Source organism: Herbaspirillum sp. B65 (genome assembly GCF_000333555.1).
GTDB classification, from domain to species: Bacteria; Pseudomonadota; Gammaproteobacteria; order Burkholderiales; family Burkholderiaceae_D; genus Herbaspirillum; species Herbaspirillum rubrisubalbicans.
The window spans coordinates 15,325-28,721 of record NZ_BADI01000531.1; the positions used below are offsets into that span (position 1 = coordinate 15,325).

At 62.9% G+C, this 13,397-nt stretch carries 10 protein-coding genes; 4 read left to right on the forward strand and 6 right to left on the reverse strand.

Going from position 1 to position 13,397, the window contains the following annotated elements; translation table 11 throughout:
• Nucleotides 1-92 precede the first annotated feature (92 nt).
• The 3 genes from I5W_RS12940 to I5W_RS12950 all read right to left on the reverse strand — a co-directional run bounded on the left by I5W_RS12940 (nt 93) and on the right by I5W_RS12950 (nt 5,279).
• A complete protein-coding gene (locus I5W_RS12940) occupies nt 93-1,550 on the reverse strand; it encodes an APC family permease (RefSeq protein ID WP_017452529.1) in 1,458 nt (485 codons plus the stop codon).
• Nucleotides 1,551-1,885: 335 nt separating this feature from the next.
• A complete protein-coding gene (locus I5W_RS12945; RefSeq protein WP_252717008.1) occupies nt 1,886-2,158 on the reverse strand; it encodes a hypothetical protein in 273 nt (90 codons plus the stop codon).
• Nucleotides 2,142-5,279, reverse strand: coding sequence for an efflux RND transporter permease subunit (locus I5W_RS12950; RefSeq protein WP_044529535.1), 3,138 nt, complete (start codon nt 5,277-5,279; stop codon nt 2,142-2,144). Before I5W_RS12950 ends, I5W_RS12945 begins: the two co-directional genes overlap by 17 nt.
• Before the next feature lie 157 nt (nt 5,280-5,436).
• Here I5W_RS12950 and I5W_RS12955 point away from each other — a divergent pair, with 157 nt between their 5' ends.
• Complete coding sequence (locus I5W_RS12955; protein ID WP_171427083.1) at nt 5,437-6,177, forward strand: response regulator; 741 nt, start codon at nt 5,437-5,439, stop codon at nt 6,175-6,177.
• A gap of 24 nt (nt 6,178-6,201) precedes the next feature.
• Nucleotides 6,202-7,290: an ATP-binding protein gene (locus I5W_RS12960; RefSeq protein WP_044529536.1), complete on the forward strand. Its 1,089-nt coding sequence runs from the start codon at nt 6,202-6,204 to the stop codon at nt 7,288-7,290.
• Nucleotides 7,291-7,318: 28 nt separating this feature from the next.
• Here the strand turns inward: I5W_RS12960 and I5W_RS12965 are convergent, their stop codons facing one another.
• Nucleotides 7,319-9,025 carry a methyl-accepting chemotaxis protein gene (locus I5W_RS12965; RefSeq protein WP_044529537.1) on the reverse strand — a complete coding sequence of 569 codons (1,707 nt, stop codon included), beginning with the start codon at nt 9,023-9,025 and terminating at the stop codon, nt 7,319-7,321.
• Between the two features lie 379 nt (nt 9,026-9,404).
• On the opposite strand from I5W_RS12965, the gene I5W_RS12970 reads away from it, so the two are divergent.
• Nucleotides 9,405-10,553 carry a branched-chain amino acid ABC transporter substrate-binding protein gene (locus tag I5W_RS12970; RefSeq protein ID WP_252717009.1) on the forward strand — a complete coding sequence of 383 codons (1,149 nt, stop codon included), beginning with the start codon at nt 9,405-9,407 and terminating at the stop codon, nt 10,551-10,553.
• Nucleotides 10,554-10,650: 97 nt separating this feature from the next.
• Here I5W_RS12970 and ssb read toward each other — a convergent pair whose 3' ends face one another.
• Entirely contained in the window at nt 10,651-11,172 is a 522-nt protein-coding gene (gene ssb / locus I5W_RS12975) for a single-stranded DNA-binding protein (protein ID WP_039784059.1), read from the reverse strand.
• A gap of 16 nt (nt 11,173-11,188) precedes the next feature.
• Nucleotides 11,189-12,430: an MFS transporter gene (locus I5W_RS12980; RefSeq protein WP_017452537.1), complete on the reverse strand. Its 1,242-nt coding sequence runs from the start codon at nt 12,428-12,430 to the stop codon at nt 11,189-11,191.
• Nucleotides 12,431-12,951: 521 nt separating this feature from the next.
• On the opposite strand from I5W_RS12980, the gene I5W_RS12985 reads away from it, so the two are divergent.
• On the forward strand, nt 12,952-13,397 hold a 446-nt coding region (locus tag I5W_RS12985; protein WP_044529539.1), incomplete at its 3' end, for an ArnT family glycosyltransferase.

The window sequence follows — 13,397 nt, forward strand, 5'->3', positions numbered from 1 at the left end:
GAAGAAAACTTCCGGGATCCCTAACCTCACCATGCACCACGGGCCTTGCCGCAGCAAGGCCCGTTTCCGTTAGGCGTCAGGAAAGGCAGCGCTCAGAGCTTGTGGCTGCCCAGGGCGGCAAAGCGCAGCGGCGCGCAACGCCGCAGGCGGCTGGCCAGGATCACGCCCAGCACGATCGACAGCGGGATCGTCGAACACAGGGCATAGGACATCGATTTGCTGGCACCGGTAAGCACGTCGAAATGCAGGATCGCCGTCGAGAGGATATAGAGCAGCGCCACCAGCGAGACCGCCGGCAAGATGCGCACGCGCCAGACGCTGGCACAGGCATCGGGATGCCGATGGAAATAACAGATCACGGCAGCCGAGGTCATGATCATGAGCAGCATCAGACACAGCGCGGCCAGGCTGGAGAACCAGGCGAACAGATGCAGGATGGGATTGGCATCGAGCAGCGCGAACAAGCTCACCACCACGGCGGCAATCGCGCTTTGCAGGGCCGAACCCATGTGCGGGCTCTGGTAGGTCTTGTGGGTGGTGCCCAGCAGACGATGCAGCAAGCCGTCGCGTCCCACCGCATAGAAGTAGCGCGCCGCCGAGCTGTGGAAGGCCAGCAGGCCGGCATAGATGCTGATGACGAACAGCACCCGGATCACCGCCGTCAAGCCGGCTCCGGCGTAGTGGTCGGACATGACGTAGATGAAGGCGGTCGGGTCCTGCATGTGTTCCAGCAACTTGACCACCTTGTCGCTGCCGGCGCCGATGATGAGCGACCACAGCGAGATGCCGTAGAAGCCGCCGATCAGCAGCACCGAGGTATAGGTGGCGATGGGAATGGCGCGCTTGGGATTCTTGGCTTCCTCGCCGTAGATGGTGGTGGCCTCGAAGCCGATGAAGGCGGCGAAGGCGAACAACAGGCCGATGGAAGGCGTGCCGCTCATCACATTGGCCGGGGAGAAGGAATCCAGATTGATGCCATGGTCGCCGCCGGAACGCAGGATACAGAAGTCCAGCACCAGCACGGCCAGGTATTCGGCCACCACCACCACCGACAGCAGGCGCGCCGACAGATCGATGTTGCGATAGCCCAGCACGGCCACGCTCAACATGGCCGCGGCAGCATAGACCCACCAGGCCAGCTGGATGCCGAAGATATCGAAGAAGGTCGCCGACATCACCCCGCCGAACATGCCATACAGACCGATCTGCAGGATGTTGTAGGCAAACATGGCCAGCACCCCGGCCACACCGCCGGCAATGCCACCCAGACCGGCGCTGGAGAAGGCATAGAAGCCACCGGCATTGGTCACGTGGCGGGCCATGGTGGTATAGCCCACCGAGAAGGTCAGCAGCAGCAACAGGATCAGCAACAGCAATGCCGGGGTACCGGCGCCATTGCCAAGCATGATACCGATCGGAAAGCCGCCGGCGATCACGCTCAAGGGACTGGCGGCCGATACCACGAAGAAGATGATGAAGCCTACGCCCAGGGCATTCTTGCGCAGGGCATTTTCTGGCTTGTCTTGGTTGCTGCAATCGACCTGGCTCATCGGACCCTTACCTTTTCTGAAAACACGTGCGTCTCGTTGGTCGACCCGGTCCTGCATGGCGCAGGGCCGCGTCGATCTCTTCCGCGCCCGACGGGCAGCGTGAGGGATGAGGGCATTCTAGAGAGATGCCGCCTTTTCCTTTAGCCCAAATTGGCAGTCAGGCGGGCCCTTGCCGGGAGCCGGCACAGGCGCTGGGGAAAGGTCTTGGTCAGATCGGAATTGTAGGACGCAGACAGGTGCGATGTGCAACCAGAGAAGAGGAAAGTGCAGGATGCGGCCCGCGCTGTGGCGGGCCGGCATCAGTTGCTGACGGGCGGCTGACGAGCGTGGTGCGGTCAGCCGGCCAACCGCCTTTCGATGATTTCATAGGCCCGCAACAGGCCGGCAATGCGCGCGTGTTCGAAGTCCAGGTACAAGGCACTGGCCTGGCGAAAGCGCACGATGCGCTTGCCCGCCAGAAAGATGCGCAAGGCCATCGACCAACCATGCTTGCCTTGCAGGCCGACCACACGGATGTCATGGCCACGGTACTGCGCATGGTGGATCTGCTCGCGGTCATGCAGCAGGCGGCGGCCATACAGCCGCAGGTCACTACGCGGACACATCATGCCTCCTTGGCGTTAGGGTTGACGGCGCTGCGGCCCTGTGGCCCTGCCTCAGGCCCAGCACCACCACGAAGAACACCGGCACGAACAGCACCGCCAAGAGCGTGGCGCTGACCATGCCGCCGAACACGCCAGTGCCGATGGCACGCTGCGTCTCGGCACTGGCGCCGGACGCCAGCATGAGCGGCACCACCCCCAGGGCGAAGGCCAGCGAGGTCATCAGGATCGGCCGCAGGCGCAGCACCGCGGCACGGATGGCGGCCGGCACCAGAGCCATGCCTTCGGTGTGCAACTGCTTGGCGAACTCCACGATCAGGATGGCGTTCTTGGCCGACAGGCCGATGACGGTGATCATACCGACCTTGAAGAAAACATCATTGGGCAAGTCGCGCAGGATCACCGCCAGCACCGCACCGATCAAGCCCAGCGGCACCACCAGCATGACCGACAGCGGAATGCTCCAGCTCTCGTACAAGGCCGCCAGCACCAGGAACACCACCAGCATCGACAAGGCCATCAAGAGCGGCGCCTGCGCCGCCGACAGGCGCTCCTGCAGCGACTGGCCGGTCCAGGCCACGGCAAAGCCGGGCGGCAGTTGCTGCGCCAATCTTTCCATCTCGGCCATGGCCTCGCCACTGGCCACGCCCGGTGCGGCGCTGCCGGAGATGCGCACCGCCGGGAAACCCTGGTAGCGCTGCAACTGGGTCGGCACCACACGCCAGGAGGCCTTGACCAGCTCGGCCAGCGGCACCATGCCGCCCGACTGGTTGCGCACGTATAGTTTCATCACGTCCTCGATCTGCATCCGGGCATCGGCGCGGGCTTGCAGGATCACCTGCTGCATCCGTCCCTGGTTGGGGAAATCATTGACGTAGAAGGAACCCATGGCCGCCGAGAGCGTATCGCTGATGTTGGCAAAGGAAACCCCGAGTGCCGCTGCCTTGTGGCGGTCGACGTCGAGCTGGATACTGGCGCCGGCCGGCAAACCATCCGAATAGACGCCGCTGAGCTTGCTGCTCTTGGCGGCCAGCGCCAGCAACTGCGCCTCGGCTGCCTTGAGGGCGTCATAGCCCTGGTTGGCGCGATCCTGCAGACGCATGGCAAAGCCGGAAGAGTTACCCAACTCTTCGATGGCCGGCGGCAGCAGGCTCATGACCATGCCATCGCCAGCGGCTTCCATGGCGAGCTGGGCCTGGTGCGCTTCGTCGGCGGCAGTGGCGCCATGGCGCTGCTTCCAGTCCTTCAATTCGGTGAAGGCCATGGCGGCATTGGGGCCGGAACCGGAAAAACCGAAACCCAGCACCGAGAGGTTGGCGCCGATGTCTTGGCGCGTCTTCAGGTATTGCTCGAACTGGTCCACCGCGCGTGCGGTGCGCTCGGCGGTGGCGTCGGCCGGCAACTGGAAGGAAGTCATGAAATACCCCTGGTCTTCTTCCGGCAGGAAGGCCGAGGGCAAGGCCTGCAAACCCAGCACCAGCAGCGCCGACAGCGCTGCATACACCAGCATCATGCGCAGCCCGCGCGCCACCAGCCGGCCCAGCACCGATTCGTAGCGGGCCGTCAGTCGCATGAAGCCGCGATTGAAGGCGCCGAAGAAGCCGCGCTTGTCGTGATGACCGGGGGCCACCGGCTGCAACAAGGTGGCGCACAGGGCTGGCGTCAGGCTCAAGGCCAGGAAGGCCGAGAACAGGATCGACACCGCCATGGCCAGCGCGAACTGGCGATAGATCACGCCCACCGAACCACCGGCCAGCGCCATGGGGATGAACACGGCGGTAAGCACCAGCGTGATGCCGACGATGGCGCCGGTAATCTCGCGCATGGCCTTGATGGTGGCCTCACGCGGGCCCAGGCCTTCCTGCGCCATGATGCGCTCGACGTTTTCCACTACCACGATGGCATCGTCGACGATGATGCCGATGGCCAGCACCATGCCGAACATGGTCAGCACATTGACCGAATAGCCGACCGCCAGCATCACCGCCAGTGTGCCCAGCAAGGCGATCGGGGCGACGATGGCGGGGATGATGGTATAGCGCACGTTCTGCAGGAACAGGTACATCACCAGAAACACCAGCACCATGGCCTCGATCAGGGTCTGCACCACCTTCTGGATGGAGATCTTGACGAAGGGCGCGGTGTTGTAGGGCAGCGAGAAATGCATCCCCGGCGGCAGGCTGGGGCGCAATTCGTCCATGCGTGCCTGGATGGCGGCGGCGGTGCGCACCGCATTGGCGCCGGGCGAGAGCTGCACCGCCGCCACGCCCGCGGGCTTGCCATCTTCACGGTTGGAGAAGGCATAGGATTGCGCCCCCAGTTCCACCCGGGCGACGTCGCCCAGCAACACGCGCGAACCGTCCGGCTTGGCCTTGAGCACAATGGCAGCGAATTGCGCGGGTGACTGCAATTGCCCCTGCACCGTCAGCGGCACGGCGATCTGCTGGCCCGGCACGGTAGGCGAATCCCCCAGCCGGCCCGGAGCGATCTGGGCGTTCTGCTGGCTGATGGCGGCGCTGATGTCGCCCACCGTCAAGCCAAAGGCATTGAGCTTGAAGGGATCGATCCAGATGCGCATGGCCTGTTCGGCACCGAACAATTGCACCCGACCGACGCCATCCACGCGCCGCAATTCCTCGACGATATTGCGCGCCAGGTAGTCGCTCAGGCGCACTTCGTCATAGCGGCCATCGGTGGAGGTGAGACTGACCATGAGCAGGAAGCCCGAGGCAGCCGATTCCACCGTCACGCCATTCTGGCGCACCGTCTGCGGCAGTCTTGCCTCGATGGCCTTGAGCTTGTTCTGCACATCCACCTGGGCCAGTTCGGGATCGGTGCCGGGCTTGAAGGTGACGCTGATCTGGGCGCTGCCGGAGGTGTCGGCCGAGGATTCGAAATAGAGCAGGTTCTTCACACCCGACAGTTCGCGCTCGATCAGGCTGATGACGCCATCGTTCATGGTTTGCGGCGTGGCGCCGGGATAGGTGGCATTGATGCTCACGCTGGGCGGGGCCACCGAGGGATAGCGCGCAATGGGCAACTGGCTCATGGCGATCACGCCCAGCAGCACGATGAACAGGGCCAGCACCCAGGCGAAAATGGGACGGTCAATGAAAAAACGGGGCATACAGGAACTCCATCGATGAGTCGCCGCGGAGGTGAGCACGCCAAGGCTTTAGCAAACCGGGCAAGCCGACAGTACAATCGCGAGCGAAGGCGGAGTCTGGGCGAAAAGCGTGAGGATTGCGCGATACAACGATGGAGTTTCGATGGAGAAGGAAAGAATGTCGGCATCACACCCCTCATCTGGCGAGCTGGCCCCGGCCAGCGGCGCGCTGATCCTCATCGCCGAGGATGCGCCCGAGATCGCCGAGATCCTGGCGGCCTACCTGGCGCGCAGCGGGATGCGCAGTGTCCATGCGGCCGATGGCGCCAAGGCGCTGGAATTGCATCTCTCACTGAAGCCCGACCTGGTGCTGCTGGACATCCAGATGCCACAGGTCAACGGCTGGCAGGTACTGTCGCAGATCCGCCAGCGCGACAATACGCCGGTCATCATGCTCACCGCCCTGGACCAGGACGTGGACAAGCTGACGGGCCTGCGCATCGGCGCCGACGATTACGTGGTCAAGCCATTCAATCCGGCTGAAGTGGTGGCGCGAGTCGAAGCGGTCCTGCGCCGCAGCCAGCCGCGTGAAGAACGGGAAGAGCGCCGCATCCTGCGCGTGCCGCCCTTCGTGATCGACTTCGAACAGCATGAAGCGGTGGCCGAGATCGAGGGGGTATCCCATACCCTGGTGCTGACCCTGACCGAATTCAAGCTGCTGGCACAACTGGCGCGCGCGCCACGGCGCGTCTTCAGCCGTGCCGAACTGCTGGCCTCCTGCCTGCCCGAAGGCGATACGCTGGAGCGCACCGTGGACAGTCACGTCAGCAAGCTGCGTAAAAAACTCGAAGACCTCGGCATTGCCGGCATTCCGGTCAGCATTCGCGGGGTCGGCTACCGCTTCCAGCAAGGCGCTTGAGGCCATCCAGAGCAAGGAGCAGACATGAAACCCGGCATCGACCTGCTGACCCTGTGGCGCGGCAAGGGTCTGGCGCGCCAGATCATCAGCTCCATTGCAACCCTGGCGCTGACCATCATGCTCATGGTGTTGCTGGGCTCGTATGCGTTTTATTCAACGCTGTTCATCTTCATGCCCGGTGCGCTGTCAGCCCCCGACAGTTGGCTGCCCTCACCGGTCGAATGGAGCTGGATCTTCGTGACCACCTTGATCGGCGTGGCCATCGCGGTGTGGGTGGCGATACGCCTGTCGCGGCGCATCCTGACCCCGCTCAATTCGGTGGCCACCAGCCTGCGGCGCGTGGCGCAGGGCGACCTGAGCGCGCGCGCGGCGGCCGAGCGCCAGCCGCTGGACGAAGCCTCGCAACTGATCAGTGACTTCAATGCCATGGCCGAGCGGCTGGAACGGGTGCAACAGGAACGCAACTTCTGGAATGCCGCCATCGCGCACGAACTGCGCACCCCGGTGACGATCCTGCGCGGTCGTCTGCAAGGCTTGACCGATGGCGTGTTCCAGCCCGACCCGGCGCTTTTTGCCAGTCTGCTGATGCAAGTGGAGGGACTGGGAAGGCTGATCGAAGACTTGCGCATCGTCGGCCTGGCCGAGAGCGGACATCTACGGGTCCAGTTGCAGCAGACCGACCTGCAACAGGAAATCGTCACGGTGCTCAAGGCCTGTGAATCAGCGCTGCAAGACAAGGGGTTTACCATCACCCTGGCGCTCGGGCTGCAGCGCACGGTATGCGATCCAGTGCGCATCCGCCAAGCCTTGCTGGCCTTGCTGGAAAACGCCCTGCAACACGCCACGCCGGGCACGCTGCGCATCAGCACCGGCAGCGTCGATGGCCAACACTATCTGCGCGTGGAAGATAGCGGGCCGGGGCTGGCTGCGACCGATGCGCAGATGATCTTCGACGCCTTCCAGCGCGGCCCGCGCGCCGCCGCTGCCCCGCACAAGGGCAGCGGCCTGGGCCTGGCCGTGGTACGCGCCATTGCCAGCGCCCACCACGGTACCGCCGATTGCCAACCCTCGGCGCTGGGCGGTACCTGCTTTCAGTTGCGCTGGCCGCTCTGAGCTCTGACCTCTGATATCTGCCCAGGCCCTAGCGCACCACCAGCGACGGCGAACCTGCCTTGGTCTTGAATGCACCGACCAGTTCGCTCAGCTTGTGCGCCTGCCCCTGCATCGATTCGGCAGCGGCCGAGGCCTGTTCCACCAGAGCGGCATTCTGCTGGGTCACGTTATCCATCTGGCTGATAGCTTGCTGGACTTGCTCCACGCCGGCCGATTGCTCCTGGCTGGCCGAACTGATATCGGCGACGATCTCGGTGACCCGCTGCACGCTGCTGACCACTTCTTGCATGGTGCTACCTGCCTGGTTGACCAGCAGGCTGCCGGCATCGACCTTGGTCACCGAGTTGTCGATGAGTTCCTTGATTTCCTTGGCTGCTGCCGCCGAGCGCTGCGCCAGGCTGCGCACTTCGGTCGCCACCACGGCGAAGCCGCGCCCCTGCTCACCGGCACGCGCCGCTTCCACCGCCGCGTTCAGGGCCAGGATATTGGTCTGGAAGGCGATGCCATCGATCACGCCGATGATGTCGACCACTTTCTTGGACGAGGCATTGATGGCACCCATGGTTTCCACCACCTGCGAGACCACCGCTCCACCCTTGAGCGCCACGGCCGAGGCGGCGCTGGCCAGTTCGCTGGCCAGCCGGGCGTTGCCGGCATTCTGCTTGACGGTGGAGGTGATCTCTTCCATCGAAGAGGCGGTTTCTTCCAGTGAACCGGCTTGCTGCTCGGTGCGGTTGGACAGGTCCAGCGTGCCGGCGGCGATCTCGGTGGCCGAATTGTCGATGCGATGAGCGCCCTCGCGCACATCGGTGACGATGGTCTGCAAGCCGGCCTGCATGGTGCGCAAGGCCTCCAGCAATTCACCGGTCTCGCCCTTGATGTTGGTATTGATGTCCGCCGTCAGGTCGCCCTGCGCCACCCGGCGCGCCACGCCAGCGGCATGGGCCAGGGGATCGCGGATGGCCTTGTAGACCACCATGAGGGTACAGGCCAGCACCACCAGCGCCATACCGATGAGGGCGTGGAACAGCAGCGCCATGTTGGCCGAATGTGCACGGGCTTTCTCGACCTGTGCCGAAGTACGGGCATCGAGCATGGCAAAGAACTGGTCGACCGGGCGCATGATCTTGGCCTTGTTGAGGTGATAGGCATGGTCGTGCATGAGCTCCCGCGCCTTTGCCAAGTCGGGTTCGCCGCGTCGGGTGAAGTTGCCTTGCGCATCTTCGTAGAGCCCCTTGACCATGTTCATGGCCACCGTTTCGGTCTTCACCAGGGCATCCGAATTGGCCTTGGCTTCACTGAGCTTGGCCAGCTCGGCCTCGGCAAAGCCGGCCTGGCGCATCAGGTCGAGCAAGGCAATACGTTGCGTACTGTCCGGCCGCGGCGGCTTGCCATCGGCGGCGACGAAATCCCAATAGATGCGGCCATAGTTTTCGGGGCGCGGCTGCTTGCCGTCGCGAATGGCCAGGATCGCTTCGTATTGTTTTTCATAGGAAGGATCGGCGGTGATGACATAGGTGCGCGCCAGGCGGGTCAGGTCGTCCGAACTCTGGCGCAACTCGGTGGCCAACTGGAAGGACACATAGCGGTTTTCATTGGCGGCATTGAGTTCGGCATCGCTACGTTCCAGCGCCATGGCAATGAGGACAATGGTGGCCATCAGCAGGCTGATGACTGCCGTGAGCATGATGAAGATCTGGCGAATGGTGAAGCGGCCTATGAGTGAAGTTTTCATGGAAATTCCTATGGAAAGAAATGGCTCAATCGGGACAGGCCTGCGACGGGCGTTCCGACTCAATGCTCCCTGCATCAGTTGGTGCATCAACAAATAATAAATTTGACATAAACTATTTTTTATTGATGAATTTATTTTATTGGTTAAATTTGATTTTTCAACAGGAATTTACTGATGTGCTCGCCTGTTTTGCATGAAAAAAACAAGGATTTTCCTGATTGACGAACGCCATCAGGACCGCAGGCGAGGCATCCCTGCGCCCGCGCATGGCTCAAGCGGCCAAGGATGTGTATATTTTTGATTCCGTACCTGCGTACGGATGAAAGACCATCACAAGATCAGGAATGACCACCGGTTCAGAGGGACCAAGGGGGAAGAGATGCGGAGAATCACCACGACGATGACGCTCATCATCGCCCTCTGGCTGCCGTGCACGATGACGCCAGCCCGATCCGAGCAACTCCGCTATGTGACGCTGGGCTTGAGTGCGTGGCTGACGCAACCCATCGTACAAAGCGCCTGGCATGGGGCCGAAATGGCGGTGGACGATGCCAATGCCCTGGCTGCCAAGAAGAAATCTTCATATCGTTTCCGTCTGCTGGCGCAGGATGACCAGGGCACCGCCAATTTCGGTGTCAATGTTGCACATTACTTCATCAAGGAGAAAGTCGCCGGTATCCTCGGCCCCTGGAGCAGCGATGCCGCCATGGCCACGGCCGAGCTCTATGAGGCGGCGCATATCCCGCAGATCGGCTTCACGGCCAGCACCAGCCTGTGGACCAACCAGGGCAATCGGATGCCGTTCCGGGTGGTGGGTAGCACCAGCGAACTGAGTGCCGCGCTGGCAGAGGTGGTCAAGCGCACCCTGGGGGGCAAGCGGGTGTTCGTGATCCACAATGACACCGTCTTCAGCAATGCCGTGAGCGATGAACTGATCAGCCGGCTGGGCAAGCAAGCCGGCACGACCACCATGCGTTACCTGGTCGGTCGCCGCAGCACCGACTTCAACGCTGCGATCAAGGCGGCCAGCCAATACCAGGCCGATGTGGTGGTGTTCCTGGCCTTGTTTCCGCAGGCTGCCGCCTTCCTCGATGAGGCGCGGCGCGCCCGTCTGGAGGCGCGGCTGTTGCTGTTGGGCGGTGCGACCCGCCTATCCTTGGGCGAGGTCGACCTGTCCCAGGCCTATGCCCTGGAATATGAAGTCCCGCGCACCCATTGCCCGCGCTGGAAATCCTTTACCCAGGCCTATACCAAGCGTTTCAACGAGCCACCCAGTACCTATTCCTACTATGCCTACGATGCCGCCAGCGTGCTGATCGCGGCCATCCTGCAAAGTGACTCCACCGATGGTGAACGCATCGCCGCCACCTTGCGCACCATGCACCATGCGGGATTGAACGGGACGATCAGCTTTGCCCCCAATGGCGCCCATGCCCAGCCACGCTTCACGCTCTACCAGTACCAGCAGCAATGGCGCCAGGTCGGGGTGTTGCCGCTTGGGGCGGTGCACAACGAGAAATGCTCGTGAGCACGGGGCATCGCTGTGCAGGCAACCTCAAAGAAAAAAGGCCCATTCCCGGAGGAATGAGCCTGGATGACGTCCAGATAAAGGAAACGACGCGCGATCAGAAAGGAATATCGTCGTCCATGTCCGAGAAGTTCGGCGCCGGGCGTTGGGCCGGCTGCTGGCGCGGGGCGCCGCCACCGGCTGCACCACCACCGGCGCTCTGGCGCGGCGCACCGCCGCCGTAGCTGCCGCCTCCGCCACCACCGTAGCTACCTTCGTCCATGCCGCCACCACCGCCGGCGCCTTGGCGGCCACCCAGCATCTGCATGGTGTCGGCAATGATTTCGGTGGTGTAGCGCTCCACGCCTTCCTTGTCCTGCCACTTGCGGGTCTGCAGGCGGCCTTCGACGTAGATCTGCGAGCCCTTCTTCAGGTACTGGCCGGCGATTTCAGCCAGCTTGCGGTAGAAGGTGATACGGTGCCATTCGGTGAGTTCCTTCTTTTCGCCGGTGTTCTTGTCCTTCCAGCTTTCGGTCGTGGCGACGGCGATGTTGGTGACGGCTTCGCCGTTGGGCATGTAGCGCGTTTCGGGATCGCGCCCCAGGTTGCCGACGATGATGACTTTGTTGACCGATGCCATTGTTTCTCCAATACGTTTAGGCTGTTGCACCCGCCACCGGCGCAGCGCGGCGCGGCAGGTTTTTCATGTTAGCCGCGATTATAAGCCAGGTCGCGGTGAGCACGGCACACAAGAGGAAGACCGCGGAATTGTTCACATGCTGTTTGAGCCAGCCGCCGAGCGCGCCGCCACAGGACAGTCCCAGCGCCTGCAAGGTGTTGTAGACGCCCAATGCTGCACCTTTGGCTGCAGGCGGGGCAATGCGCGACACCAGCGAAGGTTGCGCTGCTTCCAGGATATTGAAGGCGACAAAGAACAGGAACAGCAGCGCCACCAGCATCCACAGATGCGCCAGCGGATGCGACAGCACCGCCCAGAAGCCCAGTTGCACCAACAGCATCAGGCTGATGGCCGCGACGAAGACCGGCTTCATGCGGCCATATTTCTCGGCCACGATGATGGGCGGCAGCATCAGGAAAAAGGAGGCCAGCACCACCGGCAGGTAGATCTTCCAATGTTCCCCCAAGGGCAGGCCGGCCATCTGCACCAGCGCCGCCGGCACCACCATGAACATGGCAACCTGGGTCAGGTGCAGCGTGAAGACCCCGAAATTGAGGCGCAGCAATTCAGCATGGCGCAGCACCTCGCGCAGCGGTACGCGCTTGGCCTGCACCATGGGTGCAGTCGGCACCACCCACAGCACCACCGCGATGGCGATGAGCGAGAGCACGCCGGTCAGGCCAAAGATGCCGCCCATGCCGACGGACTTGTAGAGCAACGGCGAGGCCACCATCGAGACGGCGAAGGTGACGCCGATGGAGGCGCCCACCATGGCCATGGCCTTGGTGCGGTGTTCTTCCCGGGTGGAATCGGCGATGAAGGCGGTGATGGCCGCCGAAATCGCACCCGAGCCTTGCAGCGCACGGCCGATCAGCAGCCACAGCACATTGTGGGCGCCGGCCGCCACGAAGGAACCCAGCGCGAACAGCAACAGGCCGATGACGATGATGCGCTTGCGGCCATAACGGTCGGAGGCGATGCCGTAGGGGATCTGGCCGCACGCCTGGGCCAGACCGTAGATGCCCAGGGCGATGCCGACCAGGGTGTCGCTGTCGCCGCCGGGCAGGCTGTGCGCGTGCACCGCGAACACCGGCAGGACCAGGAACAGGCCCAGCATCCGCAGGGAAAAAATGGAGGCCAGGGAAACACTGGCGCGCACCTCGGCGCGCGACATGCCGGATTTTTCGGGCAGTGCGGAGGAACTGATGTGGTGGGACATACGTATCGTGGCTGGCGTTGGCGGCTGCCCGGCCTGTCAGGCAAACCGGGCTGGGGCAAAGGCGCTATGGTAACAGGATAGTCCGCCCCATCGTGATGACCGGGGCAACAGCGTGCGGGATCCCCTGCTTCCATGTGCTGCATCAATCTTGCTGGCGATCCTGGGCGGTCGCAACGTGGCAGGAATGACGCGAATCTTCACAAGTTTCCTTACAAACCTGTCATTTAATGCAGGCGTTGTGCCAAAATACAGTATTGCTCATTTTTTCTGCAGTGCACCATAAAAGCCGCCGGCTTCCGAACCAGGAAGACTTCTCAAGGCAACAATCCTCACCAAGAAAAATAAAGCAATCACGCGTAGAGGGGAGAAAACCCGCGCGCAGAGGATGGCGATATGGCTAACGGTTCCGCTCCTGGAATGAGTGGGCCGATGATGGCTGCGTGCTCCTCCTGCTGCGCTCGGGTCTTCGGTTTTTGATGATTGCGCGAGCGGCACTGCCGGCTCGCATCCGTAGATCCAGCATGTTCCTATTCGATTCGCTCACTGAAGACAAGGCGGGCACGACGCTTACTGCCTCGCCGGCACCGGTCCCGGCGGCGACCAGGCGCGCCCTGCCCGAGCGCGCTGCCTGGCTGCTGCTGGTCCTGGCCGGTGCGGCCTGGCTGCTGCCAGGCATCGTCGGCCATGGGCCGTGGAAGCAGGATGAAACCTATTCCTTCGGCATGATCCATCACATGCTGGTCTCCGGCCAGTATCTGGTACCCACCAATGCCGGCCAGCCCTTCATGGAAAAGCCGCCGCTGTATTACTGGACGGCAGTGCTGTTTGCCAAGCTGTTGCATCCGCTGCTGCCGTACCACGATGGGGCGCGCCTGGCCAGCGTGTTCTACAACCTGGTCAGCCTGGTCTTCGTGGCCAGGAATCGCAAGCTGATGTGGCACCAACGCACCCTGATGAGCCTGCCGGT